This is a genomic window from Agrobacterium sp. CMT1, assembly GCF_037203725.1.
Lineage (GTDB): Bacteria > Pseudomonadota > Alphaproteobacteria > Rhizobiales > Rhizobiaceae > Agrobacterium > Agrobacterium pusense.
On record NZ_JBBCAR010000008.1, the window covers coordinates 79295 to 103095 of the forward strand.

The window sequence follows — 23801 nt, forward strand, 5'->3', positions numbered from 1 at the left end:
CGGGCCCACAAGAATGCAGGCCCATTCCTCTCGCCAGGTCCTCAGCCCTGCGATGCCTCTACCTGCGGCACCACGCCGCGCCGCGACGCCATCAGCGAGGCGCCGAGAAGAGCTGCGATGGCCACGAAGACGAACACCATGGTTGCGCCCTGGAGATCGATCAGCAGGCCGCCAAGAACCGCACCGCTGGAAATAGCGATCTGGAATGTCGTAAGCAGCAGCGCACCCGCGCTCTCGGCCTCATCCGAGGCAACACGCGTGATGAAACTCTGCACGCTGACGGGCAATGCGCCGAAGGCAAAACCCCAGGAGGCGATGGCAAGGCCCGCAACAACGGGAGATGCGCCGGCAATCACCAGGATGGAAGCCGATGCGGCGATCAGCGTTGCGGCGAAGGTCACCGCCCAGGCCGTGTTCTTTTCTGCAAGGAAACCACCGAAAAGATTGCCGAAGAAACCGCCGATACCGTAAATCAGCAGAACAAGCGAAATCGCCTCCACGCCAAGCTGCGGCACGTCTTCCAGGAACGGTCGGACATAGGTGAAGCCGGCAAAGTGGCCCGCAACGATAAATAGCGTCGTCAAAAGACCGATCCGGACCTGCGTTCGCTGAAGCAGCCGGAACATGGTGGAAAGGCCGGGGGCACCGGCCGGCGGCAGCGAAGGCACGGTGAGCAATTGCACGGCGAGCGCAATGACGCCGAGCACGCCGGCAACGACGAAGGCCGATCGCCAGCCGAGCGTCGCGCCAATCCACGCGCCCACCGGTGCCGCACACACGGTTGCGACGGAGACCCCGGTAAGGATGATGGCCATGGCGCGTGGCATTTTTTCAATCGGCACGAGCCGCAACGCCAGCGCCGCCGACATGGCCCAGAAGCCGCCAAGACCGATGCCCAGCAGGACGCGCGAGGCAAAGAGCATGAAAAGCCCATTGGCAAAGGCGGCCAGTGTGCTGGAGATTATCAGCAGCGTGGTCAGCCCCAGCAGGGTCCAGCGCCGGTCAATGCCGCGTGTGCCGATGACGACACCCGGGCCCGCAACCGCAGCGACCAGCGCCGTGACGGTTATGGATTGTCCGGCAATGCCGGAGCTAATGGAGAGATCGGCCGATAACGGCGTCAGGAGGCTGACGGGCAGGAATTCCGCCGTTACCAATCCGAAAACGCCGAGCGAAAGTGAAACCACAGCGGCCCATTTCGCATCCGGCTCGTGTCTGCGCGGCGTATATTCCAGTTCGTTTATGGTCCGGCTATTCATGAAAACCTCCTGATGCGCATTCCCGGAACGCGTCGTGAAACGGAAAGGGCAAGGCGAGGAAGCCGGTTGGGAGCCCCGCTTCGACGACTGCAAATCGATGCAAGCAGGCTATGCGTGACAGCCCGGCGTTTCCATGCTAGAAAATCCGCATTCCTTAACCAATCGTCCGAATATGCGAGATACCATGAACGATGCCCTGACGGAAATGTTGCGTGGCCTTAGGCTTGACGGTGTGGAATATGGCCGCTGCCGCATGGCCACCCCCTGGGCGACGGCTTTTCCCGAACAGGAGGCGGCGCGGTTTCATTTCATCGGCGTGGGGCAGGCGAAATTGCAAAAACCCTCGGGTGAATGGCTGACCCTGACATGTGGCGACGCCGTGCTTCTGCCGCGCGGGCATGCACATGTGCTGGCGAGCGGTGAAAAGGTGGCCCCTTCCCCCTTCGACCGGTTCGGCAAGAAGGAAGTGTGTCAGGGCATTTTCGACATGGAGTGCGCAAGTGCGGGTGGCGATACCGTGGCTTTCACCGCTTCGATGCGTTTCAACATGGATAACCTGCATCCGCTGCTGCAGCTGATGCCTGACGTGATGCTGACCAGCGATCTGGCCAAAAGCGATCCGGCCATTCCCCATCTTCTGGAAGCCATGACGCGGGAGGTCGAGCTGAACCGCGTCGGCGCGGGTGGCATTCTGGCGCGGCTGGCCGATGTGCTGACTGCAACGCTGATCCGTACTTGGGTGGAATATGGCTGCGGCGATTCCAGCGGCTGGCTTGCCGCCGTGCGCAATCCCGAACTCGGCCGCGTGCTCGCCGCCATTCACCTCAACCCCGAAAAGGACTGGAGCGTGGAAGAACTCGCCTCCCTGATGGGCGCATCCCGCTCAAGTTTCGCGGAACGTTTCACCCGCGTGGTAGGAGAAAGCCCCGCGCGTTATGTGGTTCGGGTCCGCATGCATCAGGCGCGGCTGTGGCTGCGAGAGGGAATGCGGGTGACGCAGGCAGCCGAAAAGCTCGGTTACGATTCCGAGGCCTCTTTCAGCCGCGCCTTCAAACGGGTAATCGGCGCACCACCCAGCCAGTTCCGCAGGAAAGATGCGGCAGGGCTGGAGGATGCGGCTTAAGACGCGCCCTCTCGGCGGATATCACAGACTTGGCGGAAATTATGGGAAAGGATCTTTATCCGCTCCACCGCGTCTTCCTCATGGGCGGCCGGCGGCGGTCTTTCCTCGATTGTGCGGTGATCCGGTTATTCATCTTTTTTTCTTGATTTGTTCCTATTGGCCGCAAAGAGTCAAACAGCAGTTGGCGCTCTTCACCAGTTCGTACGGGAAGAGAGGATTCTGGCCTTGCGGCTATCTGTTGCACCGTTAAAACGGAATGATCCGTTTGCCACCTGTTACCCTGACAGACCGGGCGACGGGCATCAGGGTTTGGAGGAACCGATGATGATCGCCAGCTTTCTGATCGCCGTGATCGCGGCAATTCATATTTACATCGTCATCCTGGAAATGCTGCTTTGGGAGAAGCCTGCCGGTCGCAAGGCCTTCGGTCTTTCCGCGGATTTTGCCCGGCAGACGAAAGTGCTGGCCGCCAATCAGGGTCTTTATAATGGCTTTCTCGCAGCGGGGCTGACCTATGGGCTCACGCAGGGTGACGACGGGCTGAACTTCAAAGTCTTCTTCCTGAGCTGTGTGCTGGTGGCCGGTATTTTTGGCGCCGTGACAGCCAATATCAAAATCCTGTTCATTCAGGCATTGCCGGCATTGTTTGCGCTCGGCTTCCTCTGGATCGGAGTATGAACAAATGACCGCATGGAACGATACGTCCGCAAGAGACGCTCTCAACCGCATCTTCATGACCGCAGTCGCCAGCGCCGATCCCTCTAAAGTGTTGCAACAACACCTGCCCTCCCCGCCTAGAGGGCGGTGTGTGGTGGTTGGCGCAGGCAAGGCTTCCGCCGCAATGGCCGCAGCGCTTGAAGCGGCATGGCCAAATGTCGATCTTTCCGGCGTGGTGGTGACGCGTTACGGCCATGCCGTCCCGACCGGGCGCATTGAAATCATCGAAGCCTCGCATCCGGTGCCGGACGACAGGAGCGCCGAAGCCGCAAAACGCATTCTCGCCGCCGTTGAAGGGTTGACTGCAGACGACATGGTCATCGCGCTGATTTCCGGCGGTGGTTCGGCGCTGATGGTCTCACCCGCCGAGGGAATGACGCTTGCGGACAAGATGGCGGTCAACCGCGCTTTGCTTGCCAGCGGCGCCACGATTTCCGAAATGAACGCCGTGCGCAAGCACCTCTCCCGCATCAAGGGCGGGCGACTGGCGCTGGCCGCCAAACCGGCCAGGGTCGTTTCCCTGCTGATCTCCGACGTGCCGGGCGACGATCCCTCGGAAATCGCCTCGGGCCCGACGGTCGCCGATCCGAGCGATATTGAAACCGTGCGGGAAATCGTTTCCCGTTATGCGCTCGATCTTCCCGAAAATGTGCGCAAAGTGCTGGAAAAGGGCGAGGAAACCCCGAAGGCCGGCGATATCGCGGAAGATATCCGGCTCATCGCCGCCCCCTCGCTCGCCTTGCAGGCGGCAGCGGATGAGGCGGTGAAGCTTGGCTTAACGCCGCTCATCCTCGGGGATTCGCTGGAGGGTGAATCCAGGGATGTCGGCGCGGTCATGGCCGGTATCGCGATTTCCGCCCGCCGCAAGGGCCTGCCACTCAAAGGCCCGGCCGTTTTGCTTTCCGGCGGCGAAACCACGGTTACGATCGGCAAGGGGCCGGCCGGCAAGGGCGGCCGCAACACGGAATTCCTGCTGAGCCTTGCGCTGACGCTCAAAGGTGCTGATGGCATATGGGCCATTGCCGGCGATAGCGACGGCATAGATGGAGTGGAGGATGCCGCGGGCGCCGTGGTGACGCCGGACACACTTGCCCGTATGCGCGCAGCCGGCGTCGATCCGCGCCAGTCACTCGTGAGCCACGACAGCTATACGGCTTTCAGGGCGGCAGGAGATCTTGTCGTGACCGGCCCAACGCTCACGAATGTCAATGACATCAGGGCGATTTTGATCGGCTGATAGCGGGGCATTGGCAGAGACCACTGAGCTTCCGGCACGTGCTCGTAGAGGAGCACGTTTTGACTATGCTCTCGGACAGGAGTAATCTGGCGAGATATCCTTTGGAGCCTCAGCCATGCGTCCTGGAGTGCTCATACTTGGCTTGGCCATCGCCCTTATCCCAGCTTTGGCGGATGCCCATAATTGCAAATGCCGAAATCGCGGTGTCATGTTTCAGCTCGGCCAGACGTCCTGCCTAAGAGTCGATGGCGGGTCCTATCTGGCCCGCTGCGAGATGAAACTCAACGTTTCCTCCTGGACCAAAATCCAGGACGGCTGCCCCGTGACGCAACGCGTGGAGTCGATATCGTCCAGCGCTTATCACTAAGTCTTGTGCCCCCGCCCACGAAGGGGCTGGCGCATCAGCTTTTTTCTTCTCCCCGGGGCGGGGAGAAGAAATACGCTGAAACCTCGCCTCAGAGCTTCACCCAGACACCGTTCTTCTTGCCGGACTCGATGCAGGCCGTAACAAAGGCGACACCCTTTACGCCATCATCGACGCTCGGGTAAATCACGGCCTTGTCGAGCACCGAGCCGGTGCGGCGGGCTTCGATGGCATGCGCCGCCTCGGTATAGATCGTTGCGAAGGCTTCGAGATAACCTTCCGGGTGGCCGGAAGGGATGCGGGTGACGCGTGCTGCGGCAGCCCCTGCCCCGGCACCGCCGCGGGTGATCAACTGCTTCGGCTCGCCAAGCTTCGTGAACCAGAGATAGTTCGGGTCGGCCTGCGTCCATTCGATGCCGGCCTTGTCACCATACACACGAACTTTCAGCCCGTTTTCGTGGCCGACCGCAACCTGGCTGCACCAGAGCAGCCCCTTTGCCGGCTGCTTGCCACCCTTCGGCTTGAAACGCAGCATCACATGCGCATTGTCGTCCAGCCGGCGGCCTTCGACAAAGGTATGCACATCTGCCGCCAGTTCGTCGACTTCCAGACCGGAAATGAAGCAGCCGAGATTATAGGCATGCGTGCCGATATCGCCTGTGGAACCACCCGCACCGGATTGGGCCGGGTCGGTGCGCCAGACAGCCTGTTTGGCACCCGTCTGCTCGATGGGTTCCGCCAGCCAGTCCTGCGGATACTCCATCTGCACCAGACGGATCGTGCCGAGAGCGCCCGATTCCACCAGTTCCCGTGCATGCCGCACCATCGGATAGCCGGTGTAATTATGCGTCAGGATGAACAGCGCATCGGCCTTGTCGGCGACGTCCTTCAGCTTCTTCGCGTCTTCCAGATTGGAGGTCAGCGGCTTGTCGCAGATGACATGGATGCCACGCTCCAGAAACGCCTTCGCCGCCGGATAATGCACGTGGTTGGGCGTGACGATCGCCACCGCCTCTATGCCATCCTCGCGTAGCGCCTCCTTTTCGGCCATCTCCTCGAACGAGCCGTAGCAACGCTCGGGATCGAGCCCCAGTTCACGGCCGGAGGCGAGGGATTTTTCCGGGGTCGAAGACAGCGCCCCTGCCACGAGATCGAAACGATTGTCGAGCCGCGCCGCCATGCGGTGAACACCACCGATAAAGGCACCAGAACCACCGCCCACCATGCCGAGGCGAATCCGCTTGTTCGCCTTGTCGGTTGTCTTTCCTTCAATAGCCATAATGTTTCCTCTGCAATGCTCTCAAAGCCCAAGCATACGGCGGTTGGCCGCATCGTCGGTGCCACCAGATGCAAAATCGTCAAAGGCCTTTTCCGTGACGCGGATGATATGCGCCTTGACGAATTCAGCCCCTTCGCGGGCACCATCTTCAGGATGTTTCAACGCACATTCCCACTCGACCACAGCCCAGCCATCGAAATCATTGGCGGCCATTTTCGAGAAAATCGCACCGAAATCGACCTGCCCGTCGCCCAGCGAACGGAAGCGGCCGGCCCGTTCCACCCAGCCCTGATAACCGCCGTAAACGCCCTGCCGTCCGGTCGGGTTGAACTCCGCATCCTTGACATGGAACATCTTGATGCGGTCTTTGTAGATATCGATATTATCGAGATAATCGAGGCATTGCAGCACGTAATGCGAGGGGTCGTAGAGCATGTTGGCACGGGGGTGGTTCTTCACCCGTTCCAGGAACATCTCGAATGTGACGCCATCATGCAGATCTTCACCGGGGTGGATTTCATAGCAGACATCCACACCCTGCTCATCGGCATAATCGAGGATCGGCGTCCAGCGTTTGGCAAGTTCGTCAAAGGCTGTTTCTACAAGACCGGCCGGGCGTTGCGGCCACGGGTAGACGAAAGGCCAGGCGAGCGCGCCGGAAAAGGTCGCATGCGCCTTGATGCCGAGATTTCTGGAGGCTTTCAGCGCAAATTTCACCTGCTCCACCGCCCATTGCTGACGCGCTTTCGGGTTGCCACGCACTTCCGGTGCGGCAAAACCGTCAAAAGCCTCGTCATAGGCTGGATGAACCGCAACAAGCTGGCCCTGCAAGTGGGTGGAAAGCTCGGTCACTTCCACACCGTTCTGGCGCGCGACACCGGCGAACTCGTCGCAATAGTCCTTCGATTCCGCCGCTTTCTTGAGATCGATCAGCTGCCCGGCCCAGGTCGGCACCTGCACGCCGGCATAGCCTTTTTCCGCCGCCCATTTGGTAATGCTGTCCCAGCTGTTGAAGGGGGCCGCATCACCGGCGAACTGACCGAGAAAAAGACCCGGTCCCTTGATCGTTCTCATAAAAATCTCCTCCTGCATCGATACAGTTGCGCGGTAACCCCGCTTTGTTCCCAATCGCCAAGCTAACCGCTCGTGATTTTCAGACAAGCCCCAAAAGCGAAGGGGCAAGAAAATTTCAGCATTTCATCAAGAACATCTGGGCACTTAAAGCGCCAGTCCGCTCGCCCTGTCGAAGACGTGCACGCGCTCATGGTGCACGGTGGCGGCAAAGGGCGTGTTGACCTTCACCGGCTGCTCACCATCCACCACTGCCGTAACTTGATCGCCCGCCAATTCGAAGACCACATGGGTCTGCGCGCCGGTTGGCTCCACCAGCACCGTTCTGCCGGTAAGCGAGATATCTCCCCCAATCGCAGAACCGATATGTTCGGGGCGAAGCCCGATCGTCACGGGCTGGCCGCGCTTGACCTTGCGGGAGGCGGCAATGCGGATCGCGGTTCCGTCCTTCAGCCGGGCGGCGGGCTGGTCGCCTTCCCCATCGACCACACCTTCGATGAGGTTCATGGCCGGCGATCCGATGAAGGCGGCGACGAAGAGATTGGCGGGTGTCTTATAAAGCTCAAGCGGAGTACCCTGCTGCTCGATGCGGCCGTGATTAAGCACCACCACCCGGTCCGCCAGCGTCATGGCCTCGATCTGGTCATGGGTCACATAGATGGAGGTCGTGCCGACCTTCTGGTGCAGCGCCTTGATTTCGCTGCGCATCTGCACGCGCAGCTTGGCATCCAGGTTGGAAAGCGGCTCGTCGAACAGGAAGACGGCGGGGTTGCGAACGACAGCGCGACCCATGGCGACACGCTGGCGCTGACCGCCGGAAAGCTGCGAAGGCTTGCGGTCCAGAAGCTTGCCGAGATCAAGCATACGGGCAGCTTCGGCAACACGCTCTTCAATGACGTTTTTCGGCTGGCCGGCAAGCTTCAGATTGAAGCCCATGTTTTCAGCCACCGTCATATGCGGGTAAAGCGCGTAGGACTGGAACACCATCGCGATGTTGCGCTCACGCGGGGTCATGCCATTGACCACCTTGTCGCCGATGAGAATATCGCCATCGGTGATTTCTTCCAGCCCGGCGATCATGCGCAGCAGGGTGGATTTGCCGCAACCGGAAGGGCCGACCAGCGCGATGAATTCTCCATCAGCAATATCGAGCGATATGCCGTGAATGACATCGAGCGCGGCATAGGACTTGCGGATCTCTCTAAGTTCGACGGAAGCCATATTTTGCTCCTTTCACGTCACGATTTGACGGCACCGGCCGTCAGGCCCGCGATGATGTGTTTCTGTGCGAGGAAGAAGACGATGACGGTCGGCAGGATCGTCAGCGTGATGAAGGCGAGAACGAGCTGCCACTCCGTGCCGAATTCGCCGCGATAAACCATGATGCCGAGCGGCCAGGGATATTTCGATTCCGAATTCAGCATGATGAGCGGCAGGATGTAGCTGTTCCAGCTGCCGACAAAGGAAACGATGCCAACGGTCGCCACGATCGGCCGTGAGAGCGGCACGGAAATATGCCAGAAGAAGCGCAGATAGCCGCAGCCATCCACAAAGGCCGCCTGAAACAGCTCATCCGGCAAATTGCGGAAATAGTTGCGGAACAGGAGAATGCTCATGCCGAGGCCAAAGGCCACCTGCGGCAGCACCACGCCCCAATAGGTATCGAGCAGGCCAAGATCGCGAATGCGGATGAAAAGCGGCAGGATGGCGGTGGCCGCCGGGAACATCAGCCCCAGCAGGAAATAATTGAGCAGGAAAGACGAGCCAAAGAATTTCACATGCGCGAAAGTGAAGGCCGCCATGGCCGAAACTGTCAGCGTCAGGAACACCGTCAGCAGCGCGATAACCAGCGAATTGAAAATCTGCAGCCAGTAGCGTTTGCCAAGCAGGATATCGCCGTAATTGGCCCATTGCCATTCGGCCGGAATTCCGAACGGGTTGACGCGCAGGTCTCCCAGCGTCTTGAAGCCGCCGAGCGCCGTCGTCAGAAGCGGGATGAGCACGATGGCTGCAATCAGGCTCAATGAAATATAGAGATAAAGCTTGGTTTGCAGCGGCATGCGGACGGAAGTGGATGTGTCAGTCATGGCGCATGAAAATCCTTTTGTAACCGAAGGCGAGCGTCACGCAGATGACGAAGAGAACGACGCCAACCGCACTGCCAAGCCCGACCTGCATGCGCATGACCCCGTAGGTGTAGAGGAACGTGACCATGGTCTGCGTGGAGTTGGACGGGCCGCCGCCGGTCAGCGGCATGATCATGTCGAACAGCTGCAATGAGCCGATGACCGCGAAGAAGACGGAAAGGCGCACGGTGGAGCCCAGCATCGGCAGCGTAACGTAACGGAATTTCTGCCAGCCGGACGCGCCGTCGATTTCGGCCGCTTCCAACACGTTCTTGTCGACGGATTGAAGGCCGGCGATGAACAGCATCATGTGGAAACCGAAATATTTCCAGACGATGACGCCGAGCACGGCATAGATCGCCACGTCCTTGTCAGCCAGCACATAGGGATTGGCGAAACCGAAGAAATTGGAAATGGCGGCAAACAGGCCATAATCGCCATCATAAACGAACCGCCAGATCAGACCCGCAGCGACGTCAGCCAAAACGTAAGGCAGGAAGAATACCAGCCGGAAGGCGACGACACCGGGAATGCGGTGCGCCAGCATCATGGCGAGCCAGATGGCCAGCGGAATCTGGATCAGGATCGAAATGAGGATGATGAGGCCGTTATTGATCAGGGCCTGCGAGAATGCGGCATTGCCGAAAAGCACCTGGAAATTCTTCAGGCCGACAAAATCGGTCGGCGTGCCGTAGCCGTTCCAGCGGTAAAGGCTGTACCACGCCGCCTCGCCCATGGGCAGGATGACAAACAGGGTAAAGAGCAGAAGTGCGGGCGGCAGGAAGACCAGAAGGGTCAATGCCCGGTCATGCGCGACCGAACTTTGCTTGCGCCTGGCCTTTGCCGCGCCGCGCGCCGGTATGGACGCAGAAGTCATGGAAATATCCGTCATCTCTATCCGCTTTCATGGAGGCAGATAAGCAGCGCCGCGCATCGCGGCGCCGCCATGAAAACCAGATCAGCGCAGTTCGAATGCGTCCTGAATCTGCTGGGCACCCTCTTCGGCAGTCATCTGGCCGGAAACGATCTCAACCGAGATATCGTTGACGACACGACCGACGGCAGCGCCGAGCGTCTGGTCGAAGAAGTTCTGGTGCCAGGTGGAAGCAGCAAGCTGCTTGGCGGAATCCGCCAGCAGCGGGTTCTTCACCGCACCGGCAGCCCCTGTGGCAACCGGCAGGATCATGCCGGCGGTCGCCATTTTCTCTTCGCTTTCCTTGCTGGTGAGGAAGGTGGCGAAATCGACAGCCTCCTTGGAGGCGTTCTTGGTGAGCGCCCAGCCGTTCAGGCCGCCCAGAGTGTCTGTAGCCTTGCCTGCGCCGCCTTCGACAACTGGGAAAGCGAAGCGACCGATATTTTCAGGGGCCAACCCCTTGCCGTCGCCGGCATTCTTGCGCTGGTTCGCTTCGGTATTGTCGAAGCCGAGAATGATCGCTGCCTTGCCATCCCCGAAGACGCCAAGAGCCTGCGGCCAGGTAGCGCCGAGATAACCGGGCTGGAAGGGTTCCAGCTTGCCAAATTCGGCCAGCTGTTCGCCGGCCTTGATGATCGTCGGATCCATAAAGCCTTCGCCTTCACCCTTGCGGGCTGCGTCAAACACGGCCTGGCCGCCATTGCGCATCACGAGATAGCTCCAGTAGAAGTGGATCGGCCATTTCTCACCGCCGCCACCTGCAATCGGCACGATGCCGGCGTCTTTGATCTTCTTCACCGTCGCGCTGAAGTCAGCCCACGTCTTGATGTCTTCGGCCTTTACACCGGCCTTGGCGAAAAGCTCCTTGTTATAGAAGAAGCTGACGAGGCTGACACGATAAGGTACGGCCCAGACCTTGCCGTCGAAAGACAGGCCGTCAATTGCGGATGCGTTATAGGCCTGGCGCAGCTTGCCGCCATCGGCGTCGAAAACCTCGGTCAGATCCTTCAGCGCACCGGTTTTGGACTGTTCCTCAAGAACGCCGCCGCCCCAGCTATAGAAGAAGTCCGGAACATCGTTCGATTGCAGCAAGGTAGGCAATTTTGCCTTGAAGGCTTCGTTTTCGAGGAACTGCAGCTGAACATCCACATCGGGGTGCTTGGCCTCGTATTCCTTGGCAATTTCTTCCCAGACAGCCACGGATTTCGGGTCCAGCTCAACATGCATCCATTTAACGACCGTCGCGGCCGAGGCGCTTGCTGCGCCGAGCATGAGAGCAATGCTTGTCGTTGCGGCAAAGCCTGTCAGCCTGCCGCTCAGGCTTGCGCCTGCGTGCCAAATCGTCATGATGGTGATCCTCCCTCGGGGATTTCCTCATTTATTCCCCAATACGGATTAATTCACATTAGCCCTCGCCCAATGTCAAGGCACTATGCCGATTTTTTGCGCGAACAGCTTGACACACCCCTCCCCTACACCGTTATTTAATCCGCAACCCGACGTAAATCGGCTCTCGAACCGGCATTGATCGCAGCAGGACCCCATGAAGACCGCAGACCCCGAACTAATGCGCGCGATCAACAGGCTGAGCGTGCTGGACAGCATCCGCCGACATGGGCCCATTTCCCGCGTTGAGATCAGCGAACGCACCCAGCTTTCCACCACGACCGTTTCCGCCATTACCGCCTCACTTTTGGATGACGGGCTCATCCTGACCCGGCACCTGGGCGATATCCGCACCGAAGGTGGGCGCGGCAGACCGCGTGTGATGCTGGAGCTGAACCCGGATGCCGCCCGCGTTGTGGGCGCCAAGATTGCCGCAAACCGCATGGTTTTTGTCGTCACCGATTTTTGCGGCAATGTACTCTCCACCCTTGCCTTGCCGATCCGGGTAGACCGCCAGCCCATCGGCGTCATCGCCGATCTCGTGGAGGACGGCGTAAGACGTTGCGTCGTCGATGCCGGTCTATCGCTTGAGGATGTGGACATGGTCTGTCTCGGCCTGCCCGGCGTCATCGAACATCGCACCGGCAAGATCCGAAGCAGCCCGATTTTGCGGGAAGTGAATGTTAATTTCGCTGAGGAAATGACGGCACGGCTGAATTCGCCGACCATTATCGAAAGTGACGCCCACGCGATCACGCTTGCCCATCACTGGTTCGGCCATGCGCGCGATCTCGAAGACATGGTTCTGATTTCGCTGGAACAGACGCTCGGCCTTGGCGTGCTGCACCAGAACCAGCTCTTCCGTGGCGCGGGAGGTCTCAGCCACAATCTGGGTGACCTCGTGATCGGCCTTGCCAATGAAGGCACGGTGCGGCTGGCGAGCCAGGCCGGGGAAAACGCGATTTTGGGCTCCCGCCCGGCGGATGGGCGTTTTGCCGAAGCGATCCGGCTCGGCCGTGGCATGCAACATGCTCATGCGCTGATTGCGGCCGAAGATCACGACCTCATCACGGCCGCCTTGCGAGCCGGTGCCGCCCTCGGCCTGACACTAGCCAATATCGTCACGCTGTTTGCACCGCCGCGGGTCATCATCACCGGCTCCAGCCTCGAACTTGGCGAGCCGTTCATCGCCAGCATTCGCAACAGCTACAATGCCGCAGTGCCGCCATCTCTGGCCGGTGTGGCGGAACTGGTTTTCGATGTTGCGAGCGACGAATTGTGGGCGCAGGGGGCCGCGGCCGTTGCGCTTTACGAACTTTACGAATCGCCATGGAACACGACCGGGCCAGCGCTCTAACCCGCAGGGGTGAGCACAGGCCAAGGCATTTCTGATTTACGGGAGGATTTTATGAACAAAGTCGGCATCGGCATCATCGGCTGCGGCAACATTTCCAGCGCCTATCTCAAGGCCATGGCTTCGTTTCCCATTCTCGACATTCGCGGTCTTGCGGATATGAACGAGCAGGCGGCAAAGGCCCGCGCCGACGAATTCGGCCTCCAGGCGAGAAGCATCGACGCACTTCTCGCCGATCCCTCGGTGGAGATCATCGTCAACCTGACGATCCCCAGGGCGCATGTGGAAGTGGGTCTGCGCGCGCTGGACGCCGGCAAGCACGCCTATTCGGAAAAACCGTTGGGCATCAATTTCGCCGAAGGCAAACGCCTTGCGGACGCGGCAAAGGCAAAGAGCCTGCGCATCGGTTCGGCTCCGGACACCTTCCTCGGCGGCGGGCACCAGACAGCGCGCCGGTTGATCGACGAGGGTGTGCTTGGCCAGCCCGTGGGCGGCACCGCCACCTTCATGTGCCCCGGCCATGAACGCTGGCACCCCAACCCAGCTTTCTATTATGAGGTTGGTGGCGGGCCGATGCTGGATATGGGACCCTATTACATTACCGATCTCGTCAACCTGTTTGGACCGGTCGCCAGGGTGGCGGGCTTTGCCATTGCGCCCCGCAACGAACGCCTCATTACAAGTGAGCCAAAGAACGGCGAAAAAATCCCCGTTCATGTCGCCACCCATGTGTCCGGCGTGCTGGCCTTCGAGAATGGCGCTGTTGTGCAGGTGGGCATGAGCTTCGATGTCGCCGGCCACAAACATGTGCCGCTGGAACTCTACGGCACGGAAGGTACGCTGATCGTGCCCGACCCCAACCATTTTGGCGGCGAAGTGCAATTGTTGAAGAAGGGCGGACAGTTCGAGCCGCAGACCCTGTCTTCGCCCTATGCAGACGGAAATTACCGTTCGATTGGCGTCGCCGACATGGCCTACGCCATCCGCGAGAACCGTCCGCACCGCGCCAATGGCGATCTTGCCCTCCACGTGCTGGAAGTCATGGAAGCCTTCCAGACGGCGTCAGATAGCGGCACGACCGTTTCCATCACCACCAAGGCGGAACGTCCTGCTCCGCTTGAAACATCGCTGGTCGACGGCCAGCTCGGCAAATAATCCCGAGGAGGAAATAAATGCGCGAAGCACTCATCGTCTGGGGCGGCTGGAGCGGCCATGAGCCGCAGGAATGCGCCACCATCGTCAAGGACATTCTGGAGGAGGACGGTTTCAAGGTCTATGTCGAGCACAGCACCGAGGCTTTCGCCGATCCGTCGGTGCACGATCTCAGCCTTGTTGTGCCTATTGTGACCATGTCAAAGATCGAGAAGGAAGAAATCAAGAACCTGACGGCGGCGGTTGAAAACGGCGTCGGCATCGCCGGCTTTCATGGTGGCGCGGGCGACAGTTTTCGCGAATGCGTGGAATACCAGTTCATGATCGGCGGGCAATGGGTCGCCCATCCTGGAAATATCATTGACTACACGGTCAACATCACCCGCCCTGACGATCCGCTGATGGAGGGGATTTCCGATTTTCCCTATACGTCAGAGCAATATTACATGCATGTCGACCCCTCCAACGAGGTTCTGGCGACAACGACGTTCACCGGCGATCACGCTTGGTGGATCGACGGCGTGGTGATGCCGGTGGTGTGGAAACGCAAATACGGCAAGGGCCGCGTGTTTTATTCGGCGCTCGGCCACCAGGCCAAGGAATTTTCCGTGCCGCAGATGAAGACCATGTTTCGCCGCGGCGCCCATTGGGCGGCGCGTTGAGGTTATCGGGAGCCTCTCCCTCGCAACGTCATCCTCGGCCTCGCGCCGAGGATCGGCAGCAAATCCTCGGGACAGGCCCGAGCACCTACCGAGACCGACAAACGGGATCATACGTTGTCCGGTTTTGGCTTGTAGCCGGGTTTGCCGGTAGGGTCGATCCAGTCGAGACAGTGCCACGCTCACCTTGCAGGATGATGGAATCGTCGCCCCCTTGTCGGCTTAGGCCACGGCGATGCGGTCGATGACCTCGCGGATGCGTTCGGCAGCCTCGAGTGCCTGATCGGGATGGGACAGCGTCTCGGTCAAACGCTCGATCCTGCGTCGGTAGGTTCCCGCGATGCCCGGATGAAGATCGGGAACGTCTCAGGGATATCGGAAAGACGCGTGGCAAGACTCTCCTGTCTGACCTCCAGTTTCGTGAGCAGGTCGGACAGGCGCGATGCCAACCACTGGATGCCTGAGCGGATGAGAGATGCGCGGAAAATAGCGCGGTCGGACTAGGTCTTCACGACCGTCCAGCCTTCGCGGGCGGCAGGTTCGCGACACCGGCGCAACTGGTCTTCGATCGAAGCGTCACGCTGGTGTCAGAGGAATTGCGGGCAGAAAGGGCGACACGCGTCATATTTGACTTCTCCATCGTTTGGCAACGTGGCGTGCCGGTACGGAGCCGTCCGGTCAAGGCTGGCGCGGGATGTGCCACAGCGGAAAGCGGAGCGGCCTTAAGGGGGCGGTTTCTTTCAAGCAAAAAAGTCTTTCAAGAATTGGTCTTGCCGCAGTTTTTCTGTGCATCGGCGTAGGGCTGTCATTCACAGCCAGTCAGGGCAGCAAATTACCGTTTTGCAAAAGATATTTAGCCGCGTCGCAAGGGGTGTAGATATGGCGGAAAAAGGAAAACCTGGAGTCCGGGACCTTGGTCGGGCCAAGATCTATACTGTGACGGACTGCAATCCAGACTCATCAAAGCGTGGTCTTCTTCGCCAGTCGTACGCCCGGCCCACTACCGTTCTCCGGGATGAACTCTATTCCAGCAGCTTCTAGTGCTGTGCGGATCGCTTGAAGGTTATTGGCGTGGGGTAGACGGACACCCCGTTCAAAATCAACGACGGTGGGCCGGGATACCTTCGCTGCGTCGGCTAGCTGACTTTGGCTTAGGCCCAACATGGCTCTCGCTCCCCTACATTGCGCGGCAGAAATTTTACTCGAAGGCAAATGTTGATCCAGTTTTGACATTTTGACAAATCATTGTTAAATTAACAGACATTGCGTGCAGCAACGCCCGCAGCCGAGCGAGATGCTTGCTCCATCTCACTCGGCCTGACCAGACCCAAGCTGTATGGAGCTCAGATCATGGCTGATTCTGACAATAGCACGACTTTGACTTGCGTCACCCGCAGGAAGTTGCTGGCGGGTAGCGCCATTGCAGTCGGCGCATTGAATTCCGACGCCTTCGCCCGCAACGAAATCAAGGGAGATGCGCCCTTCGATCCTGTCGTGCCCCTGTGGCACCAGTGGCGGGGTGCCCACAAGCTCACGGAGCGCCTTCGTTCCCAGCAGCAGAGCCTCGAACGGCAGCTTGCAGAGACCGTTGGCTTTCCTTTCGCTAAGATCCACCTGTCCGATGGAGAACCGTTGGCGGCCTATTCCCGCGAGGCAATCCATGATGTGTTCCGTCTCGCGCCTCAGCAGACTGCAGCCTGCGCCAAAGCTGAAGCCGAGTTCGCGGCTCATCAGTTGCGGTGGGACAGGGCCGACCGGGAAATCGGATATTCAGCCGCAGTGCAGGCTGAGCGGGAGGCTGGTGCCCGGGCAGAAAACCTGCTCCATGCCATGGCCACCACATCTGCCACAACACTTTCGGGTGTGGCAGCCAAGCTCGACGCCGTGCTGCACGAAGGCAATATCTGGGAAGACGGCTCCGAGTTTCCATGGCCTCATATACGCTCTGCGCTCAACGACATCAGGCGTTTAGAAGAATCCTTCGCCAAAGATGGCGCACTGTGAACGTCCCCGGTGTATGCGGGTTTCAATATGAGACGTTGCGCGACAGGGTCGGTCACCTTCCCGATAACAGGCGCTGGGAACTGCAACGGATCGCACGAATCCTCTTCGACGAATTCGTTAATGCGCAGAAGGGAAAACTATCGGCAAAAAACAAGGGTGGCCGTATTCTTAAACTTGTTCTCTTTGGCCCCTGCGCACAGGAAACGCCCACGGGAGACTGCAGGGGCGATTGTCGCTATGAATATTACCTCCTAGTGGTCGTCAACACCAAAAACTTTGCCGCGCCCCGCTTCTGGAACAATGCTGCAGAAGGCCTCCTACGAGAACTGACGGTCACCGGACGCCTGGCTACGCCGGTGAACTTCATCGTTCATTCTATTATGGACCTCAATGACCATCTCGCGCACGACCGCCCCTACTTCGTGGACATTGTCCGCGACGGCATCATGCTCGACGAAATGCCGGGCTTTCCGCTCGTCACGCCCAGGGCGCTGGACCCCAAAGTCGCCAAAACCGAGATGCGTGGCGTTTTCGACCATTGGTTTCCAAGCGCCTCGCATCGCTTCGAGTTAGCGAAGGAGGCGATCGGGCGCGGCTATTGCAGGGAAGCTGCGTTCGATCTGCATCAAACCGTTGAACGGCTTTATCATTGCATCCTGCAGGTTCTGGCACATTATAGCCCCAAAACCCACCGGCTGACATTTCTGCGTGCTCACGCCGAAAGGGTCGCCCCCCTGCTCACTACGGTCTGGCCCAGCGATAGCCGTTTTGCGAGGCAATGCTTTACCCGCCTTGAACGGGCCTATGTGGAGGGCCGCTATTCGCGCGGCTATGAAATCAGCGATGAAGAACTGGCCTGGCTGACTGAGCGTGTGGAGGCTCTGAGGAAAACTGTCGCTGCAATCTGCTCGGCGCACCTTGATGCTTTCAACCGCGCAAGGACGTAAAGACTGAGCCGAGACGAGACGAGACGAGACGAGACGTGACGTGATGCGGTGTTGCGCAGCCGGAGAGGCTCCGCACCGCAACCAGCCGCTACCGCCTCGATTACAGCAACCCAAAGCCGCTGGAGCGAACTCAAACTGGATAGAACTTAGGGCACGTCAGGGGATTAAGTCTCTATAGTCAGCAAATATCTGTCACGGTCAAAACCTGCCCGAGGATGACGAAAGACAGGTTCTACGTTATCAACAAGCCGGAAATGAACCCCTCAAACCCGAACGATTTCTTCCGCCGCCATCGCCGCCCCCAGCACATGGTCATCCGTACCGTCCAGGCCTGAAAGCAGCAAACCGACCGGCATGCCTGCGTCGCCCGTTTCACAGGGGATCGAAACACCGCAGAGATCGAAGAAGTTACCGATCTGCGTGTTGCGCAGGGTTTTTGCATTCATGGCGAAAAAAGCATCGTCACTTTGGAGAAGCGGCGCGACCCTGGCCGCAACATGCGGCAATGTCGGCGACATCAGCAGTTCGCCTTTCCCGATCATTCCCGAAAACGCCGCAGTCATGCGTTCACGCGCATCGATGATGGCTATGTAATCCGGCACTGAAATATTGGCCCCCAGCTTCGTTCGTGCGACAACGCGCGGGTCCATGCGCGCGGCATCAGCACCTTCCAGCCGGGTTTTGTGCAGGGCAAAGGCCTCCGCGGTCACCAGCGCACCCTTTTCCTTGATAAGCTCGAACAGTTCCGAAAAAATCGGGAATGCCTGTCGTCGCACCGAGGCACCGGCGCGGACAAGACGGTCCACCGCCTGCTCGAAAGCGACCGCGACTTCGTCCTCGATTCCGTCGAAAAATACGGTCTCGGGCACAACAAGCGAGAGGCTGGAAAGTGGGACGCGCTGCACATCGGCGGCAGTCCTACCCCGCATGGCGGCATCCACCCAGACCGCATCCTGAACCGTGCGGGTGAGGGGCCCGAGCGAATCGAGACTCTTCGCCAATGGATATACGCCGCGCATCGAATAACGGCCGCGACTGGCCTTGTAGCCTACCACGCCATTGAAAGCGGCGGGAATGCGGACCGATCCGCCCGTATCCGTGCCGATCGCCACCGGCACCAGACCGGCCGCCACGGCCACGCCCGCACCGGAGGAGGAACCGCCGGGCAGACGGTGTCCATCCGTGGAAAGGGGATTGCGAGGCGTGCCGTAATGCGGATTGATGCCGAGACCGGAAAATGCAAACTCGCTCATATTCGTTCGGCCGATGCAGATCATGCCGGCCTGTTTCAGCGCGGTCACCACATCAGCGTCCCGCGACGCAGGCTCATCATCCGCAAGCACGGTCGATCCGGCCGTGGTCACCGTTCCCTCCAGATCAAAAAGATCCTTCCAGGCCACGGGAATGCCCTCGAGAAGCCCGCGGGAACGGCCTTCGCGAATGCGTGTCGATGCGGCCTCCGCTTCGGCGGCGGCCCGCTCCGCCGTCAGCCCTATGAAAATGGCCTGATCGGCCTCCTGACGGATCGCATCGACTGTCTCTTCCACCAGGGCGCGCGGATCAAGGCGGCCACCCTGGATGAGAGCGGAAAGCTGCGCGATGTTCTTGCCCCTGTGAGCCATGACGAAATTCCCTAAAATCGGCGTATCATGCCCAACATGCCGTTTATGCAAGGCTTGGCAAGGCCGGTCGCGGGTTTTCCCGGACGGCCGTTGCCGCCGCTGTAACTCGGCTGCCAGAGTCTATTTCTCAACCTGAAGTGCAAAGACGGACCGTTTATATAAGCAGCGACTGTAAAAAGACGGATTAATTCTTAATCGCATCTAAACTTTGTTGAATTATTTAGCAGACACCATTGAAGTGCATGCCCTATAAAAATTCCATAAAACAATCAAAACGCGACATCGCGGGGGACTATCGCGAATGGAAGAGACTGCCTATCGGGGGATGGATAGACAGGTAGAGCCCGGCCACATGCTTCGCTCAACGACGCCGCCGGAAAAGGGCCGGTCGTCGCGGCGGCGCTCGCTCGCCAGCAAGATAACCCTGATTTTCCTGGGCGGGGTGATCTTCGCCTACAGCATCGGCGCGCTTGTGGGCTGGTACATGTTCGTTGCCGCCGCCAGCGAACAGTGGCTCAATCAGGCCCGCGTCAACTCCCAGATTGCCAGCGCCACCCTTCGAAGCATCTACACCTATGTCAGCGTCACAGCGGATGCCGATGGCCAGGTCAACGGCATTTTGACCGACAAGCCTATCGGCGACGATGAATCCATTCTCGTTACGGGCTTCAATCCAAGCGATGTTCTCGCGCTCATAGGCGCCCAGACGAAAAATGCCGTCTGGCTATTCCGCTATGATGACGACGATTCCGGTTTCAGGCAGATCGCAGCCGCTTTCGACAACGCCACAGACGATGATGAAAAACCGCTCGCTACCGACCCGATCTTCGCCAGAGATGCCGTGGCGGCGCGCTTCGCGACGGGGTTTGCAACCATAGGCGACTCCAGCCACTATATTGGCCTGCTGCCGATCATCAGTACGGAGACGAAAAAGCCGATCGGCGCGGTCGCCGTCAGCATCGGTGGTTCGGATGCGCTTTATGGTGCGCAGCGCAAACTGATCTACAATTCGCTCATGGCGCTGATCGTGGTGCTGACCGTGACAGGTGTTCTGGTAACGGTCATCGCGCGGCATTTCCTGAAACCCGTACCGGCGCTGGTGCAGGCGACCCTGCGGATCGCCCGCGAGGAAACCGATGTCGCAACCCCCTTTCAGGATCGACGGGATGAAATCGGCGACATGGCAACCGCCATCGAGACGCTGCGCGAAGCCGTTCTGGAACGCGGACGCCTGCGGCAGATACGCGACATGGCGCAGCAAATGGAGCACATGGCCCATCACGATGCACTGACCGGGCTTCCAAACCGGGTGCTGCTGATGAAGACGCTGGAAAATCGCCTTGAGCATCTCTCCGCGTCCGGCCAACTGTTCAATGTCATGCTGCTGGACCTCGATCGTTTCAAGGCCGTTAATGACACGCTCGGGCACGCGGCCGGCGACGCCCTGCTGGTGGCTGTCGCTTCGCGGATCTCCTCCGTCCTCGGAGAAAACGACATGGTGAGCCGCCTGGGCGGCGATGAATTCGCGATCATACAGTCGACAAGCGGCGACTTTGAGAGCGATGCGGCGATGCTGGCAGCGCGGGTCGTGCATGCCGTGTCGCGCAGTTTCGCGCTCGAAGGCAGCGACATCAGCATCGATACCAGCATCGGCATCGCCTGTGCGCCCGGTCACGGCACATCGGCCACGCAGCTGCTGCAACATGCCGATCTCGGCCTTTACCGGGCGAAATCCATGGGTTGCGGCTATTTCGTCTTCTATGAGCCAGGCATGGACATGGCTGCGCAGCACAAGCACGCGCTGGAAATAGATATGAAATCCGCCCTCGAAAACCATGAGTTCGAGCTGCATTACCAACCCGTGGTCAATCTGCAGAGCGGCCGCATCGTCGCCTATGAAGCGCTTGCCCGCTGGCGCCACAGCAAGCTTGGCCTGATCTCTCCGGACCGCTTCATCGCGCTTGCGGAAGAAAACAACTTCATCAGGCCGTTGGGCGAGTGGGTTTTGGCCCAGGCCTGCATGGATGCAATGACCTGGCCGAAGGATATCAGACTTGCCGTCAACCTATCCGCCGTTCAGCTTTGCAATGACGATATCGTCCCCATTGTGGACCGGGCGCTTGAAGCATCCGGATTCCCGGCGGAACGGCTTGAGCTGGAAGTGACGGAAACGGCTATGCTTGAGCGCGACAGCAGCACGCGCGTCCTAAAAATGCTGAAGGAAAGAGGCGTCCGCCTGGCGCTTGATGATTTCGGCACCGGTTATGCGGGGCTCAGCACGCTCACCCACGTCGCCTTCGACAAGATCAAGATCGACCGCGAATTCGTTTCCGGCCTTCCGACCAATCCCATGTGTTCGGCTATCGTCAACACCGTCATCGACATGGCCGAACAGATCGGCCTGAAGGTGACCGCCGAGGGGGTGGAAAACGGGGAGCAGGTCGAGGTGCTCAAACTTTCCGGATGCGACGAGGCACAGGGCTATTATTTCGCCGAGCCTGCACCGCTTGCGCAGATTCTCAGGAGCCGTGCGGTCATCGTCCAAGTGGGAAAAACCGAAATCGCCGATCGAGCCGCGCAGACGGGCCACGATGCCGGACGACCGACACAGGACACCTATTGCCCTTCACAAAAAGCGATTTGAGAAACCGGCCGCCGGCCAAGAGGACATAAATGCGTATTGCAGTCTATTGCCTTTTCCTCACATGCTTTGCCCCCCTCACCCCGCTGCAGGCTGCCGGTGAAGGCGACACGCTTCAGCAGATCGCCAGGACCGCAAAAATCCGCATCGGCTATCGTGAGGCTGAACCCCCCTTTTCCTATCAGCTGCCGAACGGAGAGGTGACCGGTTTCTCAACCGATCTCTGCAAGACGATCAGCGAGGACATTCGCAAGTCCCTGAAACTCGACAAGCTCGACGTCGAATATGTCAAGGCCACGCCCGCCACTCGCTTCATCCTTGTCCGCGGCGGTCAGATCGATATCGAATGCGCAGCCACCACCAATAATAGCGACCGTCGCAGGATCGTGGATTTTTCCTATCCGAATTTCATGACGGCAACACAGTTTCTCTCGCGCAAGCAGGACAATCTGAAAAGCCTCGCCGATCTGGCAGGCAGGTCAGTCACATCCGCCTCCGGAACCGTCAATATTGAGCAGCTCAATGCCGTGAACCGTGAGAAGAACCTCAATATCTCCGTCATGCCGACGAAAACCAACGAGGAAGCCTTCGCCCTCGTCGTTTCCGGCAAGGCTTCGGCTTTCGTGATGGATGGTATTCTGCTGGCGGCGCTGGCGGCGACTTCTGAAAATCCGGATCTTTATGCGCTTTCCGAGGAGACGCTGAGCGCACCCGAACCCTATGGGCTGGTCTTCCGTCGCGACGACCCGGCCTTCAAGGCGGTCGTCAACGACAGTCTGAAACGGATTTTCACTGGCCCCGCCATTCATGATCTCTATGAAAAATGGTTCACCAGACCCATTCCGCCAAACGGCATGAATCTGAACCTGCCGATGGCAGCAGCTCTGAGACAGGCCTACGAACATCCGAAAGAATATCGGGATTAAGGTGCTCGCACCCCCGCCTCCATTTTCATGAAGACACGTCATGAAGACACGTTTTGACAGATACTTTAGCTGGAGATGCGCGATGCAGAGATCGACGTTATGGCTTGCATTAGGAATTTTTAGCCTTTTATCCACTTATGCGGCCGGGCAGGAAGTGCAGCCGCCGACACTCGAGACCATTGCTAGAACCGGTATCATCCGGCTGGGTTATGCCGATCGCAATATCCCCTTCTCGTATCTCGGCACCGGCCCGGAGCCGATCGGCTACAGCATCGAGCTTTGCCTCAAGGTGGTGGATTCCATCAGGGAAAAACTGGATCTGCCGGGACTGAAGGTCGACTTCGTCAAACGTACGCCCAGCAATCGCATCACGCTTCTCAATGACGGCACGATCGACATGGAATGTGTGGCGAGCACGAACACGGAAGAACGGCGCAAGGCCGTATGGTTCTCTTACAGCCACTTCATCACCGGTACGCGATACGTGGCGCTGAAATCGAGCGGCTTGAATACCGTCGCGGATCTTGCCGGGCGCACCGTGGTGGTAACGACGGGAACCATTAATATCAGCCAGTTGAACGTGCTCAATCGCAAACTGGGGCTAAACATCGCCGTGCTGCAAAATGACAGCACCGAAGGCGGTTTCGAGATGGTGACGGAAAACCGTGCTTCGGCTTTCGTCATGGACGATATTCTTCTGCGATCCTTCGTCGCCGAAACAGGCAGGCCTGAGGATTACGCAATTTCAAATGAATATCTTGCGCCACCCCAACCCTACGGCCTGATGCTTCGCCACGGCGATACCGGTTTCAGAGATGCCGTCAACGAGGCCCTGGGTGAAATCTATGCGAGCGGTGAAATCGAGAAAATCTACGAGAAATGGTTCAACGCTCCGATCCCGCCGAACGGGATGAACCTTCAGCGCCCGCTTCCGGACGATCTCGCTGACGCGTTTCGAAACCCCGTGGATACGACCGCGCAATAAAACGCCGCCCGGTTGGGGCGGCGTCTTTCATGCCTA

21 protein-coding genes are annotated in these 23801 nt (G+C 59.2%); 12 read left to right on the top strand and 9 right to left on the bottom strand.

Annotation, left to right across the window (positions count from 1 at the left end; genetic code table 11):
- Window positions 1-41 precede the first annotated feature (41 nt).
- A complete protein-coding gene (locus WA845_RS13570) occupies window positions 42-1259 on the bottom strand; it encodes an MFS transporter (RefSeq protein WP_022563720.1) in 1218 nt (405 codons plus the stop codon).
- 184 nt (window positions 1260-1443) lie between these two features.
- On the opposite strand from WA845_RS13570, the gene WA845_RS13575 reads away from it, so the two are divergent.
- From WA845_RS13575 to WA845_RS13590, 4 genes are all read left to right on the top strand, one after another.
- Complete coding sequence (locus tag WA845_RS13575) at window positions 1444-2382, top strand: AraC family transcriptional regulator (protein WP_006697249.1); 939 nt, start codon at window positions 1444-1446, stop codon at window positions 2380-2382.
- 324 nt (window positions 2383-2706) lie between these two features.
- Window positions 2707-3060 carry a DUF1304 domain-containing protein gene (locus WA845_RS13580; protein ID WP_035208332.1) on the top strand — a complete coding sequence of 118 codons (354 nt, stop codon included), beginning with the start codon at window positions 2707-2709 and terminating at the stop codon, window positions 3058-3060.
- A 4-nt stretch (window positions 3061-3064) separates the two neighbouring features.
- Window positions 3065-4336 carry a glycerate kinase type-2 family protein gene (locus WA845_RS13585; RefSeq protein WP_022563718.1) on the top strand — a complete coding sequence of 424 codons (1272 nt, stop codon included), beginning with the start codon at window positions 3065-3067 and terminating at the stop codon, window positions 4334-4336.
- 115 nt (window positions 4337-4451) lie between these two features.
- Window positions 4452-4703: a hypothetical protein gene (locus WA845_RS13590; RefSeq protein WP_006697246.1), complete on the top strand. Its 252-nt coding sequence runs from the start codon at window positions 4452-4454 to the stop codon at window positions 4701-4703.
- 88 nt (window positions 4704-4791) lie between these two features.
- Here the strand turns inward: WA845_RS13590 and WA845_RS13595 are convergent, their stop codons facing one another.
- The 6 genes from WA845_RS13595 to WA845_RS13620 all read right to left on the bottom strand — a co-directional run bounded on the left by WA845_RS13595 (window position 4792) and on the right by WA845_RS13620 (window position 11436).
- Entirely contained in the window at window positions 4792-5979 is a 1188-nt protein-coding gene (locus WA845_RS13595; RefSeq protein ID WP_337322404.1) for a Gfo/Idh/MocA family protein, read from the bottom strand.
- A 21-nt stretch (window positions 5980-6000) separates the two neighbouring features.
- The gene (locus WA845_RS13600; RefSeq protein WP_004438853.1) at window positions 6001-7053 is read right to left on the bottom strand and encodes a sugar phosphate isomerase/epimerase family protein; all 1053 of its coding nucleotides are present in this window, start codon (window positions 7051-7053) and stop codon (window positions 6001-6003) included.
- 144 nt (window positions 7054-7197) lie between these two features.
- Window positions 7198-8271 (bottom strand): ABC transporter ATP-binding protein, encoded by a 1074-nt coding sequence (locus tag WA845_RS13605; RefSeq protein ID WP_006697244.1) that lies wholly within the window; start codon window positions 8269-8271, stop codon window positions 7198-7200.
- A gap of 17 nt (window positions 8272-8288) precedes the next feature.
- Entirely contained in the window at window positions 8289-9137 is an 849-nt protein-coding gene (locus tag WA845_RS13610) for a carbohydrate ABC transporter permease (protein ID WP_022563716.1), read from the bottom strand.
- Window positions 9130-10068 carry a carbohydrate ABC transporter permease gene (locus WA845_RS13615; RefSeq protein WP_004438845.1) on the bottom strand — a complete coding sequence of 313 codons (939 nt, stop codon included), beginning with the start codon at window positions 10066-10068 and terminating at the stop codon, window positions 9130-9132. Before WA845_RS13615 ends, WA845_RS13610 begins: the two co-directional genes overlap by 8 nt.
- A gap of 66 nt (window positions 10069-10134) precedes the next feature.
- The gene (locus tag WA845_RS13620) at window positions 10135-11436 is read right to left on the bottom strand and encodes an extracellular solute-binding protein (RefSeq protein ID WP_220359962.1); all 1302 of its coding nucleotides are present in this window, start codon (window positions 11434-11436) and stop codon (window positions 10135-10137) included.
- Between the two features lie 196 nt (window positions 11437-11632).
- On the opposite strand from WA845_RS13620, the gene WA845_RS13625 reads away from it, so the two are divergent.
- From WA845_RS13625 to WA845_RS13635, 3 genes are read left to right on the top strand one after another with little or no spacing between them, the layout of a single operon-like run.
- Window positions 11633-12832 (top strand): ROK family transcriptional regulator, encoded by a 1200-nt coding sequence (locus tag WA845_RS13625; protein ID WP_004438840.1) that lies wholly within the window; start codon window positions 11633-11635, stop codon window positions 12830-12832.
- Between the two features lie 51 nt (window positions 12833-12883).
- Entirely contained in the window at window positions 12884-13984 is a 1101-nt protein-coding gene (locus WA845_RS13630; protein ID WP_006697240.1) for a Gfo/Idh/MocA family protein, read from the top strand.
- A gap of 17 nt (window positions 13985-14001) precedes the next feature.
- Entirely contained in the window at window positions 14002-14643 is a 642-nt protein-coding gene (locus tag WA845_RS13635; protein ID WP_006697239.1) for a ThuA domain-containing protein, read from the top strand.
- A gap of 957 nt (window positions 14644-15600) precedes the next feature.
- On the opposite strand, the gene WA845_RS13640 is transcribed toward WA845_RS13635, so the two are convergent.
- Window positions 15601-15873 (bottom strand): helix-turn-helix domain-containing protein, encoded by a 273-nt coding sequence (locus tag WA845_RS13640; protein ID WP_197539763.1) that lies wholly within the window; start codon window positions 15871-15873, stop codon window positions 15601-15603.
- A gap of 117 nt (window positions 15874-15990) precedes the next feature.
- On the opposite strand from WA845_RS13640, the gene WA845_RS13645 reads away from it, so the two are divergent.
- Together WA845_RS13645 and WA845_RS25285 are read left to right on the top strand one after the other, a co-directional pair.
- Window positions 15991-16644 carry a hypothetical protein gene (locus WA845_RS13645; protein WP_337322405.1) on the top strand — a complete coding sequence of 218 codons (654 nt, stop codon included), beginning with the start codon at window positions 15991-15993 and terminating at the stop codon, window positions 16642-16644.
- 518 nt (window positions 16645-17162) lie between these two features.
- Window positions 17163-17591: a HEPN domain-containing protein gene (locus WA845_RS25285; RefSeq protein ID WP_443111967.1), complete on the top strand. Its 429-nt coding sequence runs from the start codon at window positions 17163-17165 to the stop codon at window positions 17589-17591.
- A gap of 263 nt (window positions 17592-17854) precedes the next feature.
- Here the strand turns inward: WA845_RS25285 and WA845_RS13655 are convergent, their stop codons facing one another.
- Window positions 17855-19213, bottom strand: a complete 1359-nt coding sequence (locus tag WA845_RS13655) for an amidase (protein WP_337322407.1) — start codon at window positions 19211-19213, stop codon at window positions 17855-17857.
- Between the two features lie 301 nt (window positions 19214-19514).
- Here WA845_RS13655 and WA845_RS13660 point away from each other — a divergent pair, with 301 nt between their 5' ends.
- From WA845_RS13660 to WA845_RS13670, 3 genes are all read left to right on the top strand, one after another.
- Window positions 19515-21857 carry a sensor domain-containing phosphodiesterase gene (locus WA845_RS13660; RefSeq protein ID WP_337322408.1) on the top strand — a complete coding sequence of 781 codons (2343 nt, stop codon included), beginning with the start codon at window positions 19515-19517 and terminating at the stop codon, window positions 21855-21857.
- Between the two features lie 29 nt (window positions 21858-21886).
- Entirely contained in the window at window positions 21887-22780 is an 894-nt protein-coding gene (locus WA845_RS13665) for an amino acid ABC transporter substrate-binding protein (RefSeq protein WP_312608516.1), read from the top strand.
- A gap of 82 nt (window positions 22781-22862) precedes the next feature.
- The gene (locus WA845_RS13670; protein WP_034498166.1) at window positions 22863-23765 is read left to right on the top strand and encodes an amino acid ABC transporter substrate-binding protein; all 903 of its coding nucleotides are present in this window, start codon (window positions 22863-22865) and stop codon (window positions 23763-23765) included.
- The last annotated feature ends 36 nt before the right edge of the window (window positions 23766-23801 follow it).